The sequence below is a fragment of the Brevibacillus laterosporus LMG 15441 genome (assembly GCF_000219535.2).
Taxonomy (GTDB): Bacteria; Bacillota; Bacilli; order Brevibacillales; family Brevibacillaceae; genus Brevibacillus_B; species Brevibacillus_B halotolerans.
Genome location: NZ_CP007806.1, coordinates 671,824 through 694,002 on the forward strand (window position 1 = coordinate 671,824; position 22,179 = coordinate 694,002).

23 protein-coding genes and 1 riboswitch are annotated in these 22,179 nt (G+C 39.1%); of the genes, 11 read left to right on the forward strand and 12 right to left on the reverse strand.

Going from position 1 to position 22,179, the window contains the following annotated elements; genetic code table 11:
- Window positions 1-28 precede the first annotated feature (28 nt).
- Complete coding sequence (locus BRLA_RS03400) at window positions 29-535, reverse strand: GNAT family N-acetyltransferase (RefSeq protein ID WP_003335468.1); 507 nt, start codon at window positions 533-535, stop codon at window positions 29-31.
- A 1-nt stretch (window position 536) separates the two neighbouring features.
- Window positions 537-995, reverse strand: coding sequence for a DinB family protein (locus BRLA_RS03405; protein WP_003335467.1), 459 nt, complete (start codon window positions 993-995; stop codon window positions 537-539).
- A 153-nt stretch (window positions 996-1,148) separates the two neighbouring features.
- On the opposite strand from BRLA_RS03405, the gene BRLA_RS03410 reads away from it, so the two are divergent.
- From BRLA_RS03410 to BRLA_RS03420, 3 genes are all read left to right on the forward strand, one after another.
- Window positions 1,149-1,568: an acyl-CoA thioesterase gene (locus BRLA_RS03410; protein ID WP_003335466.1), complete on the forward strand. Its 420-nt coding sequence runs from the start codon at window positions 1,149-1,151 to the stop codon at window positions 1,566-1,568.
- Between the two features lie 211 nt (window positions 1,569-1,779).
- Window positions 1,780-3,153 carry an MDR family MFS transporter gene (locus tag BRLA_RS03415; RefSeq protein ID WP_003335465.1) on the forward strand — a complete coding sequence of 458 codons (1,374 nt, stop codon included), beginning with the start codon at window positions 1,780-1,782 and terminating at the stop codon, window positions 3,151-3,153.
- 181 nt (window positions 3,154-3,334) lie between these two features.
- On the forward strand, window positions 3,335-4,039 hold the full coding sequence (locus BRLA_RS03420) for an aspartate/glutamate racemase family protein (RefSeq protein WP_041751936.1): 705 nt from the start codon (window positions 3,335-3,337) through the stop codon (window positions 4,037-4,039).
- A 130-nt stretch (window positions 4,040-4,169) separates the two neighbouring features.
- Here BRLA_RS03420 and BRLA_RS03425 read toward each other — a convergent pair whose 3' ends face one another.
- Window positions 4,170-5,078 (reverse strand): DMT family transporter, encoded by a 909-nt coding sequence (locus tag BRLA_RS03425; RefSeq protein WP_003335463.1) that lies wholly within the window; start codon window positions 5,076-5,078, stop codon window positions 4,170-4,172.
- A gap of 464 nt (window positions 5,079-5,542) precedes the next feature.
- Between BRLA_RS03425 and BRLA_RS03430 the strand changes: the two genes are divergently transcribed.
- Both BRLA_RS03430 and BRLA_RS03435 read left to right on the forward strand, forming a co-directional pair.
- Entirely contained in the window at window positions 5,543-6,019 is a 477-nt protein-coding gene (locus BRLA_RS03430; RefSeq protein WP_003335461.1) for an NTTRR-F1 domain, read from the forward strand.
- Between the two features lie 680 nt (window positions 6,020-6,699).
- On the forward strand, window positions 6,700-7,299 hold the full coding sequence (locus tag BRLA_RS03435) for a transmembrane domain-containing protein (RefSeq protein ID WP_003335459.1): 600 nt from the start codon (window positions 6,700-6,702) through the stop codon (window positions 7,297-7,299).
- A gap of 112 nt (window positions 7,300-7,411) precedes the next feature.
- On the opposite strand, the gene BRLA_RS03440 is transcribed toward BRLA_RS03435, so the two are convergent.
- Entirely contained in the window at window positions 7,412-9,043 is a 1,632-nt protein-coding gene (locus tag BRLA_RS03440) for a formate--tetrahydrofolate ligase (protein ID WP_003335458.1), read from the reverse strand.
- 325 nt (window positions 9,044-9,368) lie between these two features.
- On the opposite strand from BRLA_RS03440, the gene BRLA_RS03445 reads away from it, so the two are divergent.
- Complete coding sequence (locus tag BRLA_RS03445) at window positions 9,369-9,731, forward strand: GIY-YIG nuclease family protein (protein WP_003335457.1); 363 nt, start codon at window positions 9,369-9,371, stop codon at window positions 9,729-9,731.
- Between the two features lie 200 nt (window positions 9,732-9,931).
- A complete protein-coding gene (locus BRLA_RS03450; RefSeq protein WP_003335456.1) occupies window positions 9,932-11,197 on the forward strand; it encodes an MFS transporter in 1,266 nt (421 codons plus the stop codon).
- A 236-nt stretch (window positions 11,198-11,433) separates the two neighbouring features.
- On the opposite strand, the gene BRLA_RS03455 is transcribed toward BRLA_RS03450, so the two are convergent.
- Both BRLA_RS03455 and BRLA_RS03460 read right to left on the reverse strand, forming a co-directional pair.
- Window positions 11,434-12,966: an ABC-F family ATP-binding cassette domain-containing protein gene (locus tag BRLA_RS03455; protein WP_003335455.1), complete on the reverse strand. Its 1,533-nt coding sequence runs from the start codon at window positions 12,964-12,966 to the stop codon at window positions 11,434-11,436.
- Window positions 12,967-13,317: 351 nt separating this feature from the next.
- Entirely contained in the window at window positions 13,318-14,268 is a 951-nt protein-coding gene (locus tag BRLA_RS03460; protein ID WP_003335454.1) for an RluA family pseudouridine synthase, read from the reverse strand.
- A gap of 307 nt (window positions 14,269-14,575) precedes the next feature.
- Between BRLA_RS03460 and BRLA_RS03465 the strand changes: the two genes are divergently transcribed.
- Together BRLA_RS03465 and BRLA_RS03470 are read left to right on the forward strand one after the other, a co-directional pair.
- A complete protein-coding gene (locus BRLA_RS03465) occupies window positions 14,576-14,917 on the forward strand; it encodes a hypothetical protein (protein ID WP_003335453.1) in 342 nt (113 codons plus the stop codon).
- A gap of 233 nt (window positions 14,918-15,150) precedes the next feature.
- Complete coding sequence (locus BRLA_RS03470) at window positions 15,151-15,981, forward strand: transglycosylase domain-containing protein (RefSeq protein ID WP_003335452.1); 831 nt, start codon at window positions 15,151-15,153, stop codon at window positions 15,979-15,981.
- A 99-nt stretch (window positions 15,982-16,080) separates the two neighbouring features.
- Here the strand turns inward: BRLA_RS03470 and BRLA_RS03475 are convergent, their stop codons facing one another.
- The 3 genes from BRLA_RS03475 to BRLA_RS03485 all read right to left on the reverse strand — a co-directional run bounded on the left by BRLA_RS03475 (window position 16,081) and on the right by BRLA_RS03485 (window position 17,575).
- Window positions 16,081-16,395, reverse strand: coding sequence for a DMT family transporter (locus BRLA_RS03475; protein ID WP_003335451.1), 315 nt, complete (start codon window positions 16,393-16,395; stop codon window positions 16,081-16,083).
- Window positions 16,396-16,397: 2 nt separating this feature from the next.
- A complete protein-coding gene (locus BRLA_RS03480; RefSeq protein WP_003335450.1) occupies window positions 16,398-16,745 on the reverse strand; it encodes a DMT family transporter in 348 nt (115 codons plus the stop codon).
- Window positions 16,746-16,987: 242 nt separating this feature from the next.
- Window positions 16,988-17,575 carry a TetR/AcrR family transcriptional regulator gene (locus BRLA_RS03485; RefSeq protein WP_031309442.1) on the reverse strand — a complete coding sequence of 196 codons (588 nt, stop codon included), beginning with the start codon at window positions 17,573-17,575 and terminating at the stop codon, window positions 16,988-16,990.
- Between the two features lie 441 nt (window positions 17,576-18,016).
- Between BRLA_RS03485 and yhfH the strand changes: the two genes are divergently transcribed.
- On the forward strand, window positions 18,017-18,160 hold the full coding sequence (gene yhfH / locus BRLA_RS22975) for a protein YhfH (RefSeq protein ID WP_003344066.1): 144 nt from the start codon (window positions 18,017-18,019) through the stop codon (window positions 18,158-18,160).
- Between the two features lie 237 nt (window positions 18,161-18,397).
- Window positions 18,398-18,955, forward strand: a complete 558-nt coding sequence (locus BRLA_RS03490; RefSeq protein WP_003335446.1) for a hypothetical protein — start codon at window positions 18,398-18,400, stop codon at window positions 18,953-18,955.
- A gap of 139 nt (window positions 18,956-19,094) precedes the next feature.
- On the opposite strand, the gene BRLA_RS03495 is transcribed toward BRLA_RS03490, so the two are convergent.
- The 3 genes from BRLA_RS03495 to BRLA_RS03505 all read right to left on the reverse strand — a co-directional run bounded on the left by BRLA_RS03495 (window position 19,095) and on the right by BRLA_RS03505 (window position 21,858).
- Window positions 19,095-20,474 carry a sensor histidine kinase gene (locus tag BRLA_RS03495; RefSeq protein WP_003335444.1) on the reverse strand — a complete coding sequence of 460 codons (1,380 nt, stop codon included), beginning with the start codon at window positions 20,472-20,474 and terminating at the stop codon, window positions 19,095-19,097.
- A 3-nt stretch (window positions 20,475-20,477) separates the two neighbouring features.
- A complete protein-coding gene (locus tag BRLA_RS03500) occupies window positions 20,478-21,203 on the reverse strand; it encodes a response regulator transcription factor (protein ID WP_003335443.1) in 726 nt (241 codons plus the stop codon).
- Between the two features lie 202 nt (window positions 21,204-21,405).
- A complete protein-coding gene (locus BRLA_RS03505; protein WP_003335442.1) occupies window positions 21,406-21,858 on the reverse strand; it encodes a C40 family peptidase in 453 nt (150 codons plus the stop codon).
- Between the two features lie 6 nt (window positions 21,859-21,864).
- A riboswitch (cyclic di-AMP (ydaO/yuaA leader) is annotated at window positions 21,865-22,003 on the reverse strand.
- Between the last annotated feature and the right edge of the window lie 176 nt (window positions 22,004-22,179).

The window sequence follows — 22,179 nt, forward strand, 5'->3', positions numbered from 1 at the left end:
AAACAGGATAAGTCGGTTTTTCATTTTGTTATAGAAATTTTGCCATGCATAAGACCGGCTGCGTCAGCTTCCCTACTGAAGCAGTCACCTGCCGATACTGTTCGAAACCTAATTTTCCCCAAAAATCTAATGCGCGTTGATTGGAGGTGATGACACCGATATGTACGGTCTTTTTATCCAATGAACGAAAATACTCTTCTAACATTAGATAGGCTTTTTTCCCGTATCCCTTGCCCTGATAGCTGGAATCTATCAGTAATAAACCAATCCAAGGTTTTTGGTCGTTTGGATTTTCCAACAGAATATGCGAGATGCCAATGATTTTATCTTCATACCGAATAGCTAGCCAATGACCGGTTGGATATTGGTTTGCGTCCTCATATTCTCGGCTTAGTTCAGCGAGAGTTAATGTAGGTTCTCCGTTTGTAAGTACATTATAGTTCGGATTGCTGTTATATATTTCAACGGCACGAGGCAGTTCCTGTTGCTCTAATGAATTGATCAGCAATTGATCCTGATAAAAGGATAGACTCATATTAGGCTTGCGCTCCGTATTTTTTTATCCAGCCAATTTGACCAGCGTGATATCCTTTATGATAAAGTAATAGACCAAAGGCATCACGCGGGGTCATGACACCAATGCGAGATTCGACTGGTTGATCCCAGCTTTCTTCCGGTAATAATTCCATTGATTGCAAGAGGAATTGGCTAGCGCGTTCCGTGTAATCCATCAAATCGTTTAGGTTAACCCAGACTCCTGTGTCTGTAACCTTGCCTAAGGTAAAGATGCCTTCTTCCTTAGCAGGTGTTTGGTTAAAAAACATCTGAGAAAAAGCATACTCTACCTCAGCGATGTGCCTGATAAGAAACCCGATCGAATTAGTGGCAGGAGGAAGTTTCCACGATAGATGTTCCTCACTGATTCCCTGCAATAAAGCTAGATAACGCTTTTGATGAGTAGCATGGTATTGTGGTGCTAATTCTTGAACAATCATGGGACACACCCTTCCTTAACGTATGGATACATAGCCTTGTCCTTTATTATATGAGATAATTTTTGAAATTTCACGCAAGCAAAAAAGAAAAATGTTCAAGCTCTACAAGAATCGTATATAATCAAAAAAAGGGAAAATAAGGAGGCTACAGACATGGCACATACCTTTGCTTTTACGGTTCGTTCTACAGAAGTTGATTTTATTGGTCATGTGAACAACGCCAAATATTTGGAATATATGGAATGGGCTCGCTTTGACTGGTTAATCACTGAGGGATATACTATAGAGGAGCTACAGAGACGGCATATTTTCCCGGTAGTTGTGAATATGAATGTCAATTATCGAAGTGAGCTTGTCATGGGTGATGAGATTACGATTCACACTACCTTGGTTAACGTAGGCAAACGGAGCTTTGTCATCAAGCACGAATTGCATCATGAGAAGAAGGGTTTGGTCGCAGATGGCCTTGTTACAATGGTGATGATTGATCAGACTAAACGGCGTGCGGTTGAATTGCCGAATGAGTTAAAAGAGTTATTTCTTTCTATACAAAAAGAAGAATTGATACCCTAAGTAGTTGCTGCTACAAATTTGATTCCTTTTGGGGAATAATATTTGTGTGCTGTTTACCCTCCGCTATCGGGGGGTTATTTCTTTTCATATGAAAACAAAGGAGGGGAGTGAGCTGGAAAGAAACGATTGACAATTGTCTTTTTGTGAAACATAATCAACTATTATGTATAGAAAATAGCAATTACGTTTATGAAGAAAAAGGAGTACGAATATGGTACGTTCTAAAAGAAGCATCCTGACCGCTTTGATGGTAACGACATTTTTAACAGCCATTGATACGACTGTAGTAACAACGGCAATGCCTGCCATCGCAAATGATTTGGGACAAACAACCCTCATTTCCTGGGTGTTTTCTATCTATTTGCTAACAACGGCTGTTACGACACCTATTTATGGAAAGCTAGCTGATTTGTTTGGACGAAAAAAAATCTTCTTATTTGGTACGACTGTTTTTTTAACAGGTTCATTTTTATGCGGCTTGTCTGGCTCTATGACACAGCTCATGCTATACCGAGGTATTCAGGGCTTGGGAGCTGGAGCTGTTCAACCGATCACTATGACAATTATTGGCGATTTGTTCACACAGGAAGAACGTGCTAAATTGATGGGATTATTTAGTGCGGTATGGGGAGTAGCGGCAATCGTAGGGCCTGTAATTGGCGGTTTTTTCGTAGATTATGTGGCTTGGGAATGGATTTTTTATATTAATATTCCAATTGGACTTGTTAGCATCTTTATGATTTCAAAATATTTCAAGGAAGAGCTTACTCCTAAAACGGTTCATATCGATTATTGGGGAGCATTATTCTTCACTGGCAGTTTAGTTTCGTTCCTGTACACACTCTTAGCAGAGGGTGAGGGACAAGGGATTACTTTTAATGCTACAACCATATCCTTACTGATCGTCAGCCTTGTTCTATTTTGCATCTTTCTTGCTATTGAAAGACGCACACCAGAACCGATGCTTCCATTACCCTTATTTAAGCGTCGTTTAATTGCAACTTCGCAGGCTATTTCTGTTTTACATGGAGCTTTATTAATTGGTGTATCTGTTTATATGCCCAACTGGCTTATCAATATTGTCGGCTTATCCGCAACGCTTGCGGGGATTGTCGTTCTGCCATTGTCGCTTGGCTGGCCATTAGCAGCTTCTGTAGGTGGACGTTATTACAGTCGCTTGGGATATAAATGGCTGGTGGCAATTGGTGGAGTTTTCTTTTTGATTGGTCAACTTCTCCTATCATTCCTTACGCCAGCAACATCTGTGTTCTATATTGGCTTCTTAATGTTTATTCTGGGACTGGGCTTTGGGCTGACAATGACTGCTATCACGATTGCAGTACAAAGTAGCGTCGTCTGGCGCCAACGTGGTGTCGCGACTAGTTCCGTACAATTCATGAGAACGATGGGACAAACTGTAGGGATTACGATGTTTGGTGCTGTATTTAATATGTATCTATTACAAGGACATATGGAAACCGGTTTAATCAAAGTTTTCCATGCTCTATTTGTAACAGCGATTATTGGGATGTTTGTAACGATTCTACTGCCGAAAAAAGCAGAGCAAGTAGAAGAAGAGCGCTAATCTAAAAAAGCAAGATCAATAAAAGGGCGATTCCTGCCTTTCATGATCTTGCTTTTTTATGTAAACAGGCTTGTTTTGGTACAGTTCGTGCTTTGTGCTGTCTTCATTATCTTGTCAGTCTCAGGGCTTCATGATAAACTTGTCAAAATCTATCAAAAACAGGGAAGAAGGAGGATACAGCATGAAAACAATCGGTCTGTTAGGCGGTATGAGCTGGGAATCTACTACTGAATACTATAAGAACATCAATCAGATGGTGAATCAACGAGTCGGAGCTCTTGCGTCAGCCAAATGTGTTGTATACTCAGTTAATTTTGAAGAGATTGTTCAGTGTCAAAAAGAAGGACGTTGGGACGATGCTACGGCTATATTAGGTCAAGCGGCACAGCATCTTGAGAAGGCTGGAGCAGAATGTTTGCTAGTTTGTACCAATACCATGCATAAAATTGCCAAACAAATCTCTGCCTCCGTTACCATTCCCTTTTTACATATCGCAGATGCCACAGCAGAAAAGATTCGGGAACAAAAGCTGCGGAAAATAGGATTGCTGGGTACGAAATTTACGATGGAACAGGACTTTTTTATTGAAAAGATGAAAGACCACGGCATCGAAATTATTGTACCAGAGGAGAAAGAGCGAGATATTGTTCATCAGGTGATTTTTGACGAGCTTTGTAAAGGGATCATTACCAGCGCATCACGTCAAGCTTATCGGGAAATTATGGATTCCCTAGTGAAAGCGGGAGCAGAGGGGATTATCCTTGGATGTACGGAAATTACCTTGTTAGTGAACGCAGAGGATGCGACTGTTCCATTATTTGATACTACGCGGATACACGCGGAAAAAGCAGTTGATTTTGCGTTGTCACAGGTGAATAATGAATAATTTCATCACCAGCGATAATGCTAATCCTGAGTGACAAGGTAAAAAAAGACCTTCCTTTTTTTAAAAAAGGGAAGGTCTTTTTTTCTCAGAAGTATGTGATTACTGACGGCGATCTATACAATCTTGTGAATTACCTTTCAGATTTGGTAAGCTTTTTTAAGGGTAAGGAAATATTTTGAAAGCGTGTGAAGGAAAAACACCCTAGAATGACAATTAAACTCCCATATACCTGAGTCCAGGTCATCTGCTCATCTAGCAGCAATAAGGCTAATAACGCCGTAAAAATGGGATTAAAATTAAGAAACATCCCTGCTGTGGTCCCGCCAAGCTGCTTAACCCCCATGTTCCAAAGCACCATGCTAATAACAGTCGCAAATACACTGATATACAATGTGCCCCAAATAAACTCAGCATTAAGATTAGTGATTGTAAAGCTACTGAAATTGAAGGGCAACAGCATCAAGACCCCGAAGAATCCAGAATACAAAGTGGACATTAGTGCAGAAACATCGCGCATAGCCCATCTCCCCGCTACAGAATAGAGCCCCCAGGTAGCTACAGCGGCTAACATCAAAAGGTCTCCAGAATTAAAGCGAAGTGACAACAGGGCATGCCAATCTCCCTTAGATAGTACCAGTAGGACCCCTGTAAAGCACAGAATCATTGAGCCTATCTGTAAAGCCTTTATTTTCTCACGCAATAAAAGAAAAGAAAAGATAGCAATTGAGATGGGGTTAAGTGTAGAGAGTAAGCCGACATTTGTTGCAGCAGTACGCTCTAGGGCCCAGAACATAAATAAATTAAATAAGACCACGCCAGTAGCTCCCATCAGGATGAGCGGTAAGATCGCCCTGCGAGGTGGTAGGAGGCGTTTTTCCACTAGGTAGACTACAGGAATTAATACAATGACGGCAATCATATAGCGTAAATTGGTTAAGGTCATGGAGGATGCATGGTTTACCAAAAATTTACCCACTACAAAATTGCCACTCCAGAGAAAGCTTGTAAAAAGTAATAGAGCGACATACATCGGTTTCATCTGCGTGATCTCCTACTCCTAACATTATCAGATTGTTACATTCTCTTTAAGAGAGACATTTTGAGTGGATTCTATACCTATCACCAAGGGTTTGCTGAAACGGTAGAATCAACTAATGGCGATACTTAGTGAGTGATGTTGATAGTAAAGAAAGATCACCCCATTCAGTTTCATTCCAAAAGATCCAAAAGTCCTCTTTTCTAATGTGGAATTCTGTAATTATTCACCCTTTTCCTTCTTGCTTTTAAATATGCAGGTAAGAATCAAGTTTGCGTTATTATTTTTACGACATAAATTTGATTCTTTATAATTTATTACATAATTTTTGTGCGTCGTCAGACAATAATAATCTATTCCATTCAAAATATGTGTTTTTATCTGATGGTACATGCCCTTTCAAAAATAGAAAATCACCATATAATGCAATAGCACCAATAATATTTATTATGAAAGTGGTGATTTATATGTCCTTTATCAATAGAATTGTAAATGGAGATTTTGAAACGGGAACCCTTACCCCATGGGGTTCTTCAAATGTATCCATTACTAACCTGCACAGTCACACAGGTAATTTTTCTGCACAATTACTTGGAGGTACGACTAGTAGTCTCTTGACTCAATTAGTACCTGTAGTACCCGGAGAGAGTTTTGAATTTTTTCTATCAATCGCAAAAACAGGGGGATTGCCAAGCCCTCAGGTAGATATTACAATCATTTATTTAAATATAGTTGCTCTCCCTGTTAGTATCGGTTTGAGTACGCCAATTCCGTTTGATCATCTTCCTGATAACACGAATAATAAAAATTGGACTACCATTTACGAAACAACTTCAATTGTACCTCTAACGGCGATTGATGCAGTGGTTCTTATTAATAATGTTCCTTCTCCAGCAACTGCAGATATAGTAGTTGATAGCATCGCATTATTACAAACATCGTAACTGGACTACTATCTACGAAACAATTTCTGTTGTACCTGTAACGGCACTGAAGCATTGGTTCTTATTAATAAGATTCCTTCTGCATCAACTTTAGATATAGTTGTTGATGGCATCGTATTATTATTACAAACTGGTGCAGGAGCAAAAGGTGTTACTAGCGACACTGGAGCAACCTGAGCAAAAGGTGCTACTGGAAGCTTAATAAATTTCTGAGTTTTTTGAGAATAAAACCAACACTAGCGGTCACAATTGTAAGAGTGGCCGCTTCCATTGTATATAGTCCTTTTACAAGCTATTGAGCCGAGAAAACCCTTGTTTTTAATCTATGAGATGGTATCGTCACCAATTTCAAACTGATCTAGCTGTTTGCAGTATCCATAACATGGTGTAGTAGCTTATTAACTATAATTGGACCTATTACTGAAGTTCTCATGATGAATTACAACAAGCAATAGTGAAACTCCTAACCTGACATGATATAATTTTCTTGTTTATACATATTTTTGTGAAAATATAGAATAAATGTATAATCCATTTTAATAAACTTGGATTGTATTCCTATCTAGTAAAAAAGAAACGAGAGCAGGAAACGATATTTTTATCCCGAGACTAATAGCTTCAGCCAGCTAACAAGAGAGAAAAGTACTGTTTGCCAATCTTGACATCTTATTAGGAATGGAGTGCTATGCTTGTCTATTGCTGTAATTATGGGATTTATAACCGTTTTTATTGTACTTATTGGCTTACTTGTTTTTTTGATGTTTAGACAAAATCAATTACATAAAGCGGAAGAAAAACAGCTACTTACTAGCTGTAAGGTTTGCCAAAAGCAGATTTCAGTAAAGGCTGAGATTTGCCCGCATTGTGGAAAACGGCTTAAAATGTCGCCAGTGATGAGGTGTCTTATTGTCCTTCTCATTTTAGGAGTGATGGGAGTAGCTACAATTGTTGTAGTTAATTTTACCATACCCGCAAATGGTACAAGTAAGCCGGCTAGTGTAGGTCGGTTATTTTGGGATGAATCCATAGCGATTTACAATATGCTAGATAAAAAGATCAGCTACAATACCGGCACAAACTCTGAAGAATCACAGTTTATTCTTGATTATATAGGTAAATATGGGATTAATAATTTAACCCCTGATGAGCTTACCATATATTCTTATGTATTGGATATTATTATGACTCATCAAGATCAGCAGGAGGGGGACACCGATGTGGTCCATTCACCCAAATTTGTAAAGGCAAAATCGAAGCTAAAAGATATGTTTGAAAAGTAATAGTATCAATATCAATTAGGGTGTTCTTGATTCTTTATAGGAAAATCCCCCTTTACGTAACTAGATAGGTTATTCTTATCGTCTACGTAAAGGGGGATTGCTTATCTACATTCTACATTAGTCCTGTTACTTGTCCATTCTTATCTAAGCGAATATGCTGAGCAGCAGGTACTTTTGGCAATCCCGGCATGGTCAACACATTTCCCGTAAGAACCACGATAAATCCAGCGCCGGCCGAGAGACGAATTTCACTTACATTCACTACGAAATCCGCAGGAGCTCCTAATAAGCTGGCTTGATCTGAGAAGGAATAAGGTGTTTTAGCCATGCAAATAGGCAAGTCTGACAACCCTAACTCTTCAATTTTACCTAACGTTTTCATGGCTGCTGGTGAGAAGGAAACATCAGAGCCACGATAGATTTCGGTCACAATCGTTTTGATTTTATCTGTTATGGGTTTGTTTAAGTCGTACAGTGGCTTATAGTGAGAAGGAGCTTCCTCCAGCACACTAACTAGCTTCTCAGCAAGTTCCACACCGCCAGCACCACCATCTGCCCACACATTTGAAACTGCCACTTCGATACCGAGAGTCTGACATTTTTCTTTGACAAAAGCGACCTCTTCAAGAAAATCTGTTGCAAAATGATTAATCGCTGCTACCACAGGCACACCAAATTTTTGTAAGTTCTCGATGTGACGTTGCACGTTAGCAAAACCGGCTTCCAAAGCAGGCAGGTTGACTTTTTGCAGCTCGTCTTTTGTTACACCTCCGTTATATTTAATTGCTTTTACAGTAATGACTAGTACAGCAGCCTGAGGTGTGAGGCCCGCTTTCCTGCATTTGATATCAAAGAATTTTTCAGCACCAAGATCAGCGCCAAATCCAGCTTCTGTTACTACATAATCGGCTAGCTTTAGAGCAAGTTTGGTACCAATTACACTGCTGCAGCCGTGAGCGATATTGGCAAAAGGCCCACCATGCACAATGACAGGAGTTCCTTCAGTGGTTTGTACGAGGTTAGGCTTGATTGCTTCTTTTAAAAGAACAGTCATAGCATCGATAGCTTCTAATTGCTTAGCTGTTACTGGGTTATCATCCAGGTCATAACCGATAATGATCTGACCCAGACGTTCTTTTAAATCTTCCAAACTTTCGCTTAAACAAAGGATGGCCATGATCTCTGATGCTGTAGTGATCATAAAGCCGTCTTCACGAACTACTCCATTCGTATCGCCTAATCCAACTACAATATGTCGAAGTGAACGATCGTTCATATCGAGTGCTCGTTTCCAGACGATTTTGCTTGGATTAAGTCGTAGTGAATTATGTTGAAAAAGGTGATTATCAATAAGGGCGGATAATAAATTATGCGCTGCTGTAATGGCATGAATATCGCCTGTAAAATGTAGATTGATTTCTTCTGCGGGTAGTATTTGAGCATTGCCACTGCCTGTAGCTCCGCCCTTCATCCCCATGCATGGCCCTAGTGAAGGCTCGCGTAAGGCGGCTATTGTTTTTTTACCAATATGATTTAGTGCCTGAGAGAGTCCAATAGTTGTCAGTGTTTTACCTTCTCCAGCAGGTGTAGGGTTCATGGCAGTCACTAACACTAATTTTCCATCTGCTTGATCCTTTCGTTTTTCCCATGCATCTAATGATAGCTTAGCCTTGTATTTCCCATACAGCTCCAGATCATCCTCAGTAATACCTACGTGATTTGCAATTTCTACAATCGGCTTCATTTGCTACCTCCTGTTCCATTAGGTGATATTCTGTCCATCCCCACCATTATAGCTCCTCTGTAGGTAAGGAGAAAACGAAATTTACCAATAAAGGGAGAAGCAAAGTGTTTTTCCCCCGCTAGTAGACGATTAACTTGCTATGACAACAGTAAGCTAATGAAAAAGGAGATGAATGAAAAGAAAGAATGGGGAACATAAATCAATAATCACATTTAATTATAGACAAAAACATATAATGTCTATTATTATATAAACAAATAAAAAACCTGTTTGATTTTAGGTGAAGGCATTTCTGACAGCCATATCTTACACAGAAAGGAAAATTATGATGTCTACAAGCAGAAAAGCGGAATTAAAACGCCAATACAAAGAAACCAAGCCAGTGGGAGGAGTATATCAAATTAAAAACATCCGCAATCAAAAAATATTCGTAGGAAGTACGCCTAATTTAAAGATGATGAACGGTCGGTACTTTCAATTAAAAACAGGTACTCATCCAAATAAACAGCTACAGCAGGAATGGAATGAATATGGAGAGGAAGCTTTTATTTTTGAGGTTTTGGAGGAGCTAAAGGAAAAGAAAGAGGGATATTTTGACCCTGCTGATGAATTAAACAAGATGTACGAAAAGTGGTTAGTCAAGCTACAACCTTATGGGGAAGCGGGTTATCATAGCACAGCACAATAGGAGCTGAAGTGTGGTTTTTCGCTAATTGGAGTCCCCCTTGAGGTAGTAATAGGGGTACATTTTTGCTTAAAGTTTTTTCAGAGAAGAAGGCGTTCTGTAGTTATACCAGTAGCTTTTTACGAATAAAAATTTTCAACAGGGGATGAATGGAGATAGCAAACTGTGACTATCTCTTTTTTCTTTCAAAAATAGGGGGAAATATGGTGGAAACAATAAAACAACCGCATATTTTTTCACATACGTTTATACGCGTTATTCTTTTATCAGGAATTTTTCTACAGATTGGTACGTGGGTTCGTAATTTTGCTGTCCTTCTCTACGTCATGGAGATTACAAATAATGACCCGTATATCGTCTCTTTGATTTCAGTGGCAGAGTTTGCCCCCATCTTTATTTTTTCATTTATTGGCGGGACATTTGCTGATCGCTGGAGACCAAAGCGGACAATGGTATGGTGCGACATATTAAGTGCCATTTCTGTGTTTTGTGTATTGGGAACGCTGATGTTTGGATCGTGGAAGGCTATTTTTTTTGTTACATTGTTTTCTGCGATTTTATCGCAATTCTCACAGCCGTCTGCCATGAAGCTGTTTAAACAGCATGTACCGGCTGAACAAATGCAGGCCGGAATGGCTATATTTCAAACCCTGGTAGCAATTTTTATGATTCTTGGTCCAGCGATTGGAACAATGATATATCAAAGCTTCGGCATTACAATTTCTATTGGAGTAACAGGGATTGCCTTTTTATTATCGGCAGCCGTCCTGTATCAATTGCCAAAAGATCAGCGTCCAGAACAGAACCATGGTCAAACAAGCCTGCTCCAAGAAATGGGGGATGGGTTACGGTATGTATGGTCTAAATTTGTCTTACGCCGGTTAAGCATGTGTTTCATAGGAGTGGGTCTGGCTGTAGGTCTTATCCAGCCATTGGGTATTTTTGTAGTTGTAGAACAATTAGGATTACCGAAAGAGAACTTGCAATGGTTGTTCACAACGACGGGGGCAGCTATGCTCCTTGGAGGGGCGGTGGTAATGACTCTTTCAAAAAAAATTGCACCACAAAAACTACTTGCATTGGGGCTTTTGAGCAGTGCATTTTCCGTATGTGGTATTAGCCTTACGCAAAGCTTTTGGATTGTGTTGATCTTTCAATTCGTAAACGGGTTATTTTTCCCCTGTATTCAAATTGGGATTAATACCATGATTTTGTTTTCCTCTGAGCAAAAATTTGTTGGAAGGGTAAATGGAGTTCTGAGCCCCTTATTTTCAGGAATGATGGTCGTAACAATGAGCTTAGCAGGGGTGGTTAAAGAGGCCGTTTCTTTACAAGCAAGCTATCAAATTTCCGGACTATTATTCATAATAGCCGTCTGTGTAGTGATTCCTTTATTTAAAATGCAGTTGCAACAACAAGCAGATACCAGTGAGATAGTAGTAAAGCAAGAAGGGGGAGTAGAGAGTTAAGTCCTAACGGGAAGCTTCAAACGAGCGTACAAATTTTGCCACTTGAAGATGTACATCGTAGCTAATCTCAGTGCTGTATCTTCTTCAGCAATTAACGTAGTAGTGAACGTTTACTTTATGGAGCGAAGCAAACGTCTCGTGTAATGATCTAAGTCAAATAATTGGCAATGTTCAGCTTAATGATAAGAAAGGTTTCAACGGAGGGGATACTCCCGTTGAAACCTTTTCTTTTACGCTTAGGACCAATTCTGTACTCGCCAGATTTGCGTAACCCAGTCTTCATAAAACGCAGGCTCATGAGAAACAAGCAGTATTGTACCCTCATATTGTTTGAGTGCCTCTTTAAAAGCCTCTTTTGCCCCAGTATCCAAATGATTCGTCGGTTCATCTAACACGAGTACGTTGCTGTTTGTTAGCATAAGCTCGCATAGTCTGACCTTTGCTTGTTCTCCACCGCTCAATGAGCAGACCTTTTGCCGAATATGCTGTTCACTAAGACCGGATCTTGCTAGCTCCTGTCTTATTTCCTTTTGTGTTAAATCAGGCCGTAATGACCACACTTGCTCAAGAGGTGTTTGATTCGAAGCCGATCCTTCTTGTGAAAAATATGCTGGTTTTACTCGTTCTCCAATTCGTACATTACCACGTAACGGTTGCAGATATCCTAGCAATGTGCGAAGCATGGTAGATTTACCTATACCGTTATAGCCTACAATTGCGATTTTTTCACCGCGGGTTACTCGTAAATCAATTGGCCCCAATAAAGGCTCTGTATAGCCGATTTGTAAATTGCGCGCTTCTAAAATCTGGCTAACTGGCTCCGAATGAATGTGAAACATAAAGCGTGGCTGCATGGAGGAGGTGGGTTTCTCCATTCGAGCTATTTTTTCTAATGCCTTTTCACGACTCTTTGCTTGTTTAGCCTTGCGAACACGATTTTTTTCAATAAAATTCTCTAGCCTGGATATTTCTTTTTGTTGCCGTTCATATGCATCATGTAGTTGCTGTTTATTTTGGGCATAGCTTGTTAGGAAAAAATCATAGTTACCTGTATATTGTTTGATCGTCTGATGCTCTAAATGATAGATGGCAGTTGTGATTTCGTTGAGGAACCGCTGATCATGTGAGACCACAAGAAAGGCATGCTTATAGCTTTTTACATAATTGATAAGCCATGCAATATGTGCGTCATCAAGATAGTTTGTTGGCTCGTCCAGTAACAAAACATGGGGTTCTTCTAATAAAAGCTTTCCTAGCAAAAGCTTTGTTCGTTGGCCACCGCTGAGCGTTTCCACATCGCGATCCATACCAAGCTCATAAATGCCTAGTCCAGAAGCAATTTCTTCTATTTTGGCTTCTATCTGATAAAAGTCAGAGTGATCCATAATACTTTGCAACTCACCATAGCGAGCTAACAATCGTTCAAGATTATCTTTAGGGGTAGCCATTTCCTCTGTTACTTGAAGCAGCTTTTTTTCTATCTCATACAGATGGGCAAAAGCTCCTTGTAAATACTGCAAAATGGTTGTGCCAGCCTGTAAATGAATATGCTGCTGTAGGTAACCGATTTTGAGATGAGAGAGCCACTTCACTGTCCCTGAATCAGGGAGGAGTTCCCCTGCTAAAATGCGAAGGAGAGTTGATTTTCCCGCTCCGTTGCTGCCAACTAGACCTGCATGCTCTCCTTGAAGTAGTCGAAAGCTTATATTTTGAAAGATAATGTTATCGCCATACATCTGTGTAACATTTTCAACCGCTAATATGCTCATTACGTATTCTCTCCTTATTCTTTCACATGGAAAGCCAACGAGAGAACAGCATGATAAAAACAATATTCAATTAGCTGAACATAAAAATGGGTAAGGCGAATATACCTTACCCACTACCCAATAATGTTAGTAAGAAAGGAATAAGATTTTTTATCTACTGTCCTCAGATTGGCTTATGAAAAATGGGCAGACTTCTCCCGTAGTAAGCCTAATCTCTTAGAAGAACAGTCGATAAAATCATCATATCCTTTTCTACACCTCATTATCATGTTAGATTTTTATACACTTACAGTATATGTAAATGCTTATTGGAATGTCAAGCAACTAGACCGGTTTTGCTTACTTTTCGTGTTAGACTTCCTTCTTAAATGGATGAAAAAAAGTCTTAGGAATATCTGTTTCAAAACGCAGCAGTTCGCCCGTACTAGGATGCACAAAGGCTAAGACTCGTGCGTGTAGCCCTAATCGACCGATTGGCTTAGATTTAGCGCCGTATTTCTTGTCACCTACTATAGGGTGTCCGATATCTTCCATGTGGACGCGGATTTGATTTTTCCGGCCTGTCTCTAGTTGGACTTCCAGCAAGGAGAAATTCCGATCAGACTGGAGCACTTTATAGTGAGTAATAGCATGCTGTCCATCATTTGGACGGTGACTGGAATACATTTTTAATGTACTACTTTCTTTTAGCCAGGATGAAATCGTTCCCTCTTGCTTTTTCACGTTACCTTCCACAAGGGCAACATACAAGCGTTCCTTGACACTGTCTTTCCAGGAATTTTGGAGTGCCTGTTGAACCCGTTCACTTTTAGCTAACATCATAACGCCAGATGTATCTCGATCTAGGCGGTGCACAACGAAAATCCTATTTTGGGGATTCTCAAGACGAACATAGGCCATTAATTGACGATAGACAGTTAATTCCTTCTCTTGCGGTGAAGCAATTGATAGCAAGCCAGCTTCTTTTTGGACAACAATAACATCAGCATCTTCATATAAAATTTTGATGCCAATCATCGGAGGCGTTTCCGAAACCTTCTTATTCTGTAGACAGACCGTTTGCCCAGGGTGCAATACATGGTTATGGGTTGTCACAACTTTATCGTTAACTAATACCTGACCACGTGTTAACAGGGACTTAATGGAGTTACGGCTGAGATTTGTAATATGCTGTAATAAAAACGGTAGTAATTCAGACGGTTCTTTTACCGTATATTGTTTGGCTGGAGCTTGATTTTTACTGGTAAATTTCCTGTTGTTTTTCGTAAAGTGCTGTTTGGGGTGGTTCCTTCTATTATTCATGAGACAAACCTCTTTCTTAGAAACTACGATACACGCTACACGAAATTGTAACCGATAGCTTCTATACTAACAAATAAAAAACAATCCACCAAGCAGAACCGAGCAGAGCAGGTATTCCAGGTGAGGAATGAGAGATAGTGAGAAGAGAAAGTTAGCGAGTAACAGGGTATATTTGGAAAGGGATTCTTGCGAAAACGTTTGTTTAGAAATAATTACTACTTGATAACATTCGTGCTTTTTTCTTTCCCTGTCTTCTTCATTTTTGTTATAATGGTGCTTAAGCCAATTAAGGGAGTGTTACAAAAAGATGGATGCATTGTTTGACCAATTGAAAGAATATCTAAACATGGATACAGAAATCTCTTTCCTTGAATTTGATAAGTATTATAAAGACGTATTGGTATTTTTAGATAGTGAATGGAAAAACTTGAGCGAAGAAGATACCATGCGTATGATCTTCATTCTTGATAACTTAAAGGCAAACAGCGAAGAGCGCTCTAAGCGTAAAGGGAAAGAAGCAAAGAAATTCGCTAAAATTGCTGAACGCACAAACATTTGGGCTCAAGTAATGATTAAACGTATGAAAGAATTCGGTTTAAACGACGAAGAAATCGGTAAGCGTTACGAGGAAATTTACGAAGCTGTGTAGGTATGCGCTTTATCCGAGTAGTTTATTAAGGCCTGATTCCTTATGGGAGTCAGGCTTTTTTCTGTTATAGTACCCATCAATAAACCAAGAAACCTTACAAAAATTTAAGGTTTCTGTAAGACTTATCAATAGGTAATGGGAAGATTGTTGGACTACAATTAGGTTACAACGAGGCAAAAGTCGAAACATGTCAAAGAAAACAACGTCCTATAAATAGAAAGGAGGCAGCAATCATGAATCATGTCTTACAAGGAACTGCACAACCGTTAAAAAAGAGCAAGCCTAAAGCCCGACGTACACGTGTACCAAAGTGGTTAGTAATATTATTGATTGCTGCGCTTTTTTTCCAGATTATTGCATACTCTATTGTAACTATAGCCGGTTCTTATTTAATAGACCAACAGATCTTAAGTAAGACGGTAGGAAGTAGTTTAGGAGGCAAAGGGACGTATGTTGCTACAGATGAGATGCCTGCTTATCTGAAGGACGCTTTTATTGCGATTGAAGACCATCGCTACTATTACCATAAAGGAATTGATTACATTGCATTTGGACGAGCTTTATGGATTAATACGATGTCAGAAAGCAAGCGGCAAGGCGGAAGCACGATTAGCATGCAACTAGCTAGAAATTTATTTTTAACAAATGAGAAAACCTATACACGCAAGCTAAAAGAAGCCTTCATTGCGATGAATTTAGAACGCCAATATTCTAAGGATGAAATCCTAGAGATGTATTTAAACAATATCTACTTTGGTCATGGAAAATATGGCATTGAAGCAGCAGCACAATATTATTTTGGTAAAACGGTACGATTACATGATCCAAAGCTAAAAACAATTAATGAAAGTGAAGCAGCAATGCTTGCAGCCTTACCAAAAGCACCAGAAAATTATTCACCAATCAAATATCCTGATAAGGCAATGACCCGGCAACATGTGGTATTAAGCCGAATGAAAAAGCTAGGTTATATCACAGAAGAGCAGGAACTGAATTTTTTGAAGCAAAAAATAAATGTACCAGCAACAGGAAATGAACTTTCCAGAGCCGCCTCGCAGTCTTAAGCTGTCAGGTCCCCACTGGTAATAAATCTGATTTTAAATAAAACAATAGCCTTCCATGATGGGAAGGCTATTGTTGCTTTTACTCGATAGGACTGTAGGTTAAGACACTGCTTTGAGTCCAGTTACACCGATGACAATGATGATGAGGCTTATAATACGTCCTATGCTCTTTGACTCATTGAAAAAAATCATATTCACTAGTACTGCACCGGCTGTTCCCACACCAATCCAAACGGCATAGGCTACACTTAACTGAAGATATTGAAGAGCTGTGTAAAGGAAGGCAAAAGATGCACCGAACCCTCCAAAGAAAAGAGCCGTATTTATCAAAGTTTTATTTGTACTAAATCTCTTTAAGCCTATTACTCCCATTAATTCAAATATTGCCGCTAGAAAAACAAATAACCAACCCATAATTAAGCAGCTCCTTTCCCTTGTGTGTTTCCGCCTTTATTGTCTGCAAGCTTTAATGAGATCACGCCAATGACTAGAAGCCCCATAAATAGACCTTTTGCCAAGCTGAATACCCCTTCAAAGATAAAAATATCCATAAGGGCAGTGCCTACTGTACCTGCTGCTGCGAAAATAGCATAAACTGTACCCGTTGGTAATGTCTCGCATGCTTTAGAGAGTAGATAAAAATCTGCAATAATAATGACAACCACAATAGCCCAATGCCACCATGCTGCTGCCACGTTAAAAGCATAAACCCAAAGCAATTCGAATAAACAAGTTAACATGACATAAATCCAAGCTCTATTCATAAACAATCATTCCTTTTTTTAAAATGGTAAATCACTCATTTCAAAATGCTCGGTATAAGCACAAAGAATTAGTTACGTAATCGGCCTCTTCTTCATGTACTTCTTTGCTTTTATTGTCTGTAGGTTCTAATGAAATTAAACTTAGAATGTAGAGTCGCGTAACGGTTATGCTTTATCACTAAGAAATGAATGAATGTCAGTCATTTTTGTCTTAAAAAAAATATGGCACATACCTGATAGCTTTATTTACTTTGTAACAGTGATCTCTTGATGAAGTTATAGGTCTCAGCCTTAACTATATCCACAGTATCTTCCTGATCACGCCCTATATAAAATCGTTCAGCCGCATTCTCAACAAGGTTAATAATCATTTTTGCCATTCGCTCGATATTAATATCACTGATAATCTCGTTATCGTTTATGGCTTTGTTTAAGATAACTTCAAACAAATGATAATAGGGACGGTATATCGCTTCCCATTTCTCCATTGAATGGTCTATAGCAAGACCGGAATAGCAAAGGACAATAATGTCTTTGTAAGAATCGGTTATGTGAAAGGTTTCGTCAATCACAACCTCTAAGACGTCCCAAAAGTTTTCTTTCCCTTGAATCTTTTCTTTAATTCTTTCTAAGGTGGTGGTGAGAAGATTATCTGCAATGGCTGGAATTAAGGCTTTCTTAGACGAAAAATATAAATAGAAGGTTCCTTGTGCAACTCCTGCTTTTTGTACGATATTTGAAATGGAAGTCTTATCGAGTCCTTTTTCTGAAATGACGTCAATGGCAGCTTTTAAAATTTTATTGTATTTATCATCAGAAGTGTTAGCTATGTTGATTACCTCCCTTTCAAAAATGAATGACTATCATTCATTATATAGAAACCTTACTATAATGTCAAAAAATCAAAGGCATCCATATTAATCTATTACGTCATGACGGGAGAAGAGGGCAGGTTCAAGCATGTTTTCATTTAGACGCTACACAAAAAATTAGAAACACGAATTCATTTTTCCTTTCCTTCTAGGTGTAGTAACCTGTTGTTTACCCAGTCCTTTTCAGCGCTGGATATTATTTCTTGTATTATAACAGTGTTATTTAGTAAAAATAGTATTAATACAGAGAAATAAAGAGTATTCGAGAGATAGGGTAACCAAATACCAGATAATCGCTGTAAAATGTGATATAACAAGATTTTTTATTTAGATACTGTTGTAGTACAATAAGATCAACAAATGACAATTGAAGCACGAAAACATACGGAGGCGATTAACATGGAGAAATTGACTCATTTCTTTGCTACATTGGGACCAAAACAATGTGAATGCTGTGGTCAACCGATTGCAGAACAAGCCGAATCCTATATGTCCGAATGCTTGGAGTGCTCCGAGAAGAAGTACATCATCGTAGAAGCTTAATCAATTTGCAATAAAATACTCTTTTATGGAACCCTTTCTTTTCTCCCTATACACACCCTTTCTTAAGCCATTCTGCCAGTCAAGCAGAGTGGTTTTTTTTTATCGGTATACATTTTGTGTATGAATGTAGCTGTTAATGAGAAAAGGATTGAAGTCATTCATTTTTCTTTTCGTTTTACTTGCACCAGCCAAAAAAACAGGGCATTCTAAGAACAGAATATGGAGAGGAGCTATTTGATGTTTCATCCAATTATTTATGACAATATAAAGGTTGTATTAGAAGGCGCTGTTTATGATCATGATTTGGATGGCGATATTTTGGTAATAAATCGAGTAGATGCTGTTGATATGGCTAAATTTGGACGTTATTTTCATATTCAATTTCATTTATTGTCTTCCAAGGAAGACGATAGCAAGCATAAGGTTACTGCCGAAATTCAGCTCTCAACAGAACTAGCGGATATCGCAAGTGAGCAGTTAGAGCAAACACTTGCTGTACCGATGGGCTGTCGGATATGCATTCATTTCGATGTATCCATGAGGGATGTACGCTACGAATCTGTTCAAGTAATTGATTTGTTAAATGAAATTTGGGGACATCGACCGCATATCACACAACAGGTCATGTTTACTGTAGATGAGCATCAGGAATTTAGATGGCCGCCTGAACAATTTCAGGTACGAATTAAACTGGATTTTCATCGGAAAATCGATGAAGGAAATATCCCTGATATAAATGAAATTGTGGAGTATTGTATTGAATCCTTGCGATTACTTGAGGAACGAGAGGCATAATCCGGGGATACCGTCTGTATGGCAGTAAGGAAACGATAACACGGCCATAAAAAAATACCGCATCCAAGTAGCTCGGATGCGGTATTTTTTATAGTGACCTTCTTAGTTGATTATCCTGTGGGAAAAACGGTTGGTTCTCCTAATCCTGTGGTACAGGTATATCAGGCGCTGTTTTTTTCTGTTTAAGCGGAATGGTTACGGTAAAGGCGCTTCCTATACCTACCTGACTGCTTACCGTGATTTTTCCAGAATGCCGTTCAACAAGTCGCTGGCAAATTGTTAAGCCTAATCCTGTACCACCACTATTGCGATTACGTGATTTTTCCGCACGGTAGAATTTGGTGAAGATTTTCGATAAATCTTCTTCTGCGATACCGTCCCCTTTATCAATGACAGAGAAGCTCACCTCATTGTTTCCCATATCACAGGTAAACAGGATACTTCCATCAGGTTTATTATAATGTATCGCGTTATTTAGTAGGTTTTCTAAAACACGTCGTAGCTTTTGCTCATCCGCCTCCATATGTAAGGAATCAGAAACGCGGAATTTACTGGAAAAGCTGATGGGGCTTTGCTCCAGACGGGTGGCGTATTCCTCAGCGATGTTGCTAGCGAATGTTCGGATATGAATACGAGTTAGGTTGAGTGGAAAACGACCCATCAATTGATTATGATCCTGTAGCTCATCCAATAGGTTTTCCAAATCAAGAGCCTTGTCTTCTATTTTTGCCATTTGCTTCTGTATTCGCTCAAGATCGGTAACCCGACCTGAAGCAATATAAGAGGCATACCCCTTGATTGTAGTTAAAGGCGTACGAAAATCATGCGCAATTGCAGCCATCAATTCTTGTTGTCGTTCCTCGACAAAATTGAGCTCTTCCACCATGTCATCGAAATAGCGGAATAGTTGCCCAAATTCATCGGTAGATTGATAAGAAAAGGCAACATCTCGTTTGCCTAGCTTAATTTCCTGAGTAACACGAGAAAGCTCATTAACAGGGCGGAGTATCCAACGAATGACCACAATAAATAGAATAATACCTATGAAAATTAAGCTGACATAAATATACACAATGATCATGGTAACTCCTTTAGAAGAGAGAATATCATAATCATCTGTATAAAATCGAACAACAGTCCTACCTTGTACAGGAGCACTACGATCAATGGAATACTCTGCTATTACCTTTTTTAATCCTTTGCCTTTTGCATTATAGGCTTCGGAGGTTTTCGTGGTAATGGCATGTCCATTCTCATCCTCTACCACAATCGTATACATCAGGTCTTCTGGTAACTGTTTCGTTAATTCTTTTAATTCATTGGGATCTTTAAACAAGGAACGACGAATCACTTCATTAAAGCTGACTCTCTCAGCCACTTCTTTTCCCAGCAAAAACTGCTCGTGGCGATCTGTTTTAAGCTGATCCACAATAATGTTTTGAAAAACAAAGCGATAGGCCAAAATATGAATCACGATGACAGCTAAAAAGGCGAGCAGTATTTTATTGCTGATTTTCACGAATTAGATACGCTCCCCAATAAAGACGTAACCAGTTCCCCATTGTGTTTTAATAAATGTGCGTTCAGTTTCTAGCTTTTCGCGCAGGTTCTTAATATGTACCGTAACAGTATTAAGTGAGCCATAACCATAGCCCCATACGCGATCATAGATTTGCTCTCGGGTAAAAACAATACCTGGATTCTCTGCTAGAAAGGTTAATAATTGAAATTCTTTTGTAGATAAATCAATTTTATTTTCCCCTACATAGACAGAGTAAGTTTCCTTATGAATTTCCAACCCTTTGAATTTTAAGATGGTGAGAGCTGAATTTCCAGCTTCCTTGTCTAGTTGTTCATTCTGGGCAGTTAATTTTCTCAAACGGTCATAGCGGCGAAGATGAGCACGGATGCGAGCCAACAATTCTTCCGTATCAAAAGGCTTGGTGATATAGTCATCAGCACCGATTTCTAGTCCTACAACTTTATCTACTGGTTTACCTTTTGCACTTAAGAAAATGATAGGCATTTCCCGTTCACGGCGAATTTGCGCGCATAGTTCATATCCGCTCATATGTGGCATCATGATATCAAGTAAAATGAGGTTGGGGGTTAGCCCGCTATCTAGCTTTGCAAGTGCTTCTTCTCCACTATTAGCATGAGAAACGTCAAAACCTTCATTCTCAAGAATATCTTGGAGCAGATCGACAATCTCTTGGTTATCGTCCACGACAAAAATATGATCTTTCAAGGGAGACCCTCCTAGTTTCTACGAAATGCAGTTAATTTCATCATATCATGGATAAGGGTGTATGGCACAATTAAATATAAGGAAAGATATAGTCTTATCATGTGAGCTGGTACTAATTATAGTCAGAAAAAGCCAGAGACTCATGTCCCTGGCTTTTGTATAAAAAGGTTGTGCTTCTTTTTCAGCTTCCGTGAAAAAGATTTTAGTCTTCCATTTCTGGAATTGCTACACGTTTAGCGCCTACGTATTTTTTGCTCCAATAGTAGGGATCATCAAGGCTTGTCTTCGTTACTCCAATTCCTGTTTCCGAGTGAGCAAACATATTGTTTCCAATATAGATGCCTACGTGTGAGATGCTTCTTCCATTCGTGTTAAAAAACACTAAATCTCCTGGTTTCAGGTCTTCTCGATCTACTGATTCCCCGATTTCAAATTGGGCAGAAGAAGAAGCTGGAAGTTTTGCACCTAAAGCCCCAAACACGTATCCAGTAAATCCGGAGCAATCAAAACCGTAAGTAGATTTACCGGCTGCTTTGTAAGGTACGCCATACAAAGGATTGATGGTCTTGTCTAATGAGTCGGAGGATGCGAATACAGAACCTCCACCCACGGCTAGTAATGCAGTCGTTAGTATGGAACACACAAACTTACGCAACGAAAGAGCCCCTTCCTTTTAAGCCTCCGAGGTTAGCTGATGGGTTCGGTCGAAAGGTTTCCCTAAGCTGTTTTGAAAGAACAGCTATTCACCCCAAAGTTTGGTTCCCCCGTTTCCATTGTCTGGAATTCGGCTAATTTTCGATTTTTTTTTACACAGAGAGATTAAATTCTACTTTCGTCGCGATTTCCCTTTTTTTTATATTAAAGTTCACCATTTTGACATATTTTTAAGTAATCTTTTTGGAGAATACCCGTCTTATCTATTTTTGATAAGAGTGACATTTCTCTTCTATTTTCTATTAGTAGAAACAAGGTGAAA

Excerpts from the sequence above, each read along its gene's own strand:
- BRLA_RS03470 (WP_003335452.1), top strand. The coding sequence starts at position 15,151 with ATGAATCATGTCTTACAAGGAACTGCACAACCGTTAAAAAAGAGCAAG.
- BRLA_RS03410 (WP_003335466.1), top strand. The coding sequence starts at position 1,149 with ATGGCACATACCTTTGCTTTTACGGTTCGTTCTACAGAAGTTGATTTT.
- BRLA_RS03440 (WP_003335458.1), bottom strand. The coding sequence starts at position 9,043 with ATGAAGCCGATTGTAGAAATTGCAAATCACGTAGGTATTACTGAGGAT.
- BRLA_RS03450 (WP_003335456.1), top strand. The coding sequence starts at position 9,932 with ATGGTGGAAACAATAAAACAACCGCATATTTTTTCACATACGTTTATA.
- BRLA_RS03400 (WP_003335468.1), bottom strand. The coding sequence starts at position 535 with ATGAGTCTATCCTTTTATCAGGATCAATTGCTGATCAATTCATTAGAG.
- yhfH (WP_003344066.1), top strand. The coding sequence starts at position 18,017 with ATGGAGAAATTGACTCATTTCTTTGCTACATTGGGACCAAAACAATGT.
- BRLA_RS03430 (WP_003335461.1), top strand. The coding sequence starts at position 5,543 with ATGTCCTTTATCAATAGAATTGTAAATGGAGATTTTGAAACGGGAACC.
- BRLA_RS03490 (WP_003335446.1), top strand. The coding sequence starts at position 18,398 with ATGTTTCATCCAATTATTTATGACAATATAAAGGTTGTATTAGAAGGC.
- BRLA_RS03475 (WP_003335451.1), bottom strand. The coding sequence starts at position 16,395 with ATGGGTTGGTTATTTGTTTTTCTAGCGGCAATATTTGAATTAATGGGA.
- BRLA_RS03415 (WP_003335465.1), top strand. The coding sequence starts at position 1,780 with ATGGTACGTTCTAAAAGAAGCATCCTGACCGCTTTGATGGTAACGACA.
- BRLA_RS03405 (WP_003335467.1), bottom strand. The coding sequence starts at position 995 with ATGATTGTTCAAGAATTAGCACCACAATACCATGCTACTCATCAAAAG.
- BRLA_RS03445 (WP_003335457.1), top strand. The coding sequence starts at position 9,369 with ATGATGTCTACAAGCAGAAAAGCGGAATTAAAACGCCAATACAAAGAA.
- BRLA_RS03465 (WP_003335453.1), top strand. The coding sequence starts at position 14,576 with ATGGATGCATTGTTTGACCAATTGAAAGAATATCTAAACATGGATACA.
- BRLA_RS03425 (WP_003335463.1), bottom strand. The coding sequence starts at position 5,078 with ATGAAACCGATGTATGTCGCTCTATTACTTTTTACAAGCTTTCTCTGG.
- BRLA_RS03455 (WP_003335455.1), bottom strand. The coding sequence starts at position 12,966 with ATGAGCATATTAGCGGTTGAAAATGTTACACAGATGTATGGCGATAAC.
- BRLA_RS03420 (WP_041751936.1), top strand. The coding sequence starts at position 3,335 with ATGAAAACAATCGGTCTGTTAGGCGGTATGAGCTGGGAATCTACTACT.
- BRLA_RS03460 (WP_003335454.1), bottom strand. The coding sequence starts at position 14,268 with ATGAATAATAGAAGGAACCACCCCAAACAGCACTTTACGAAAAACAAC.
- BRLA_RS03480 (WP_003335450.1), bottom strand. The coding sequence starts at position 16,745 with ATGAATAGAGCTTGGATTTATGTCATGTTAACTTGTTTATTCGAATTG.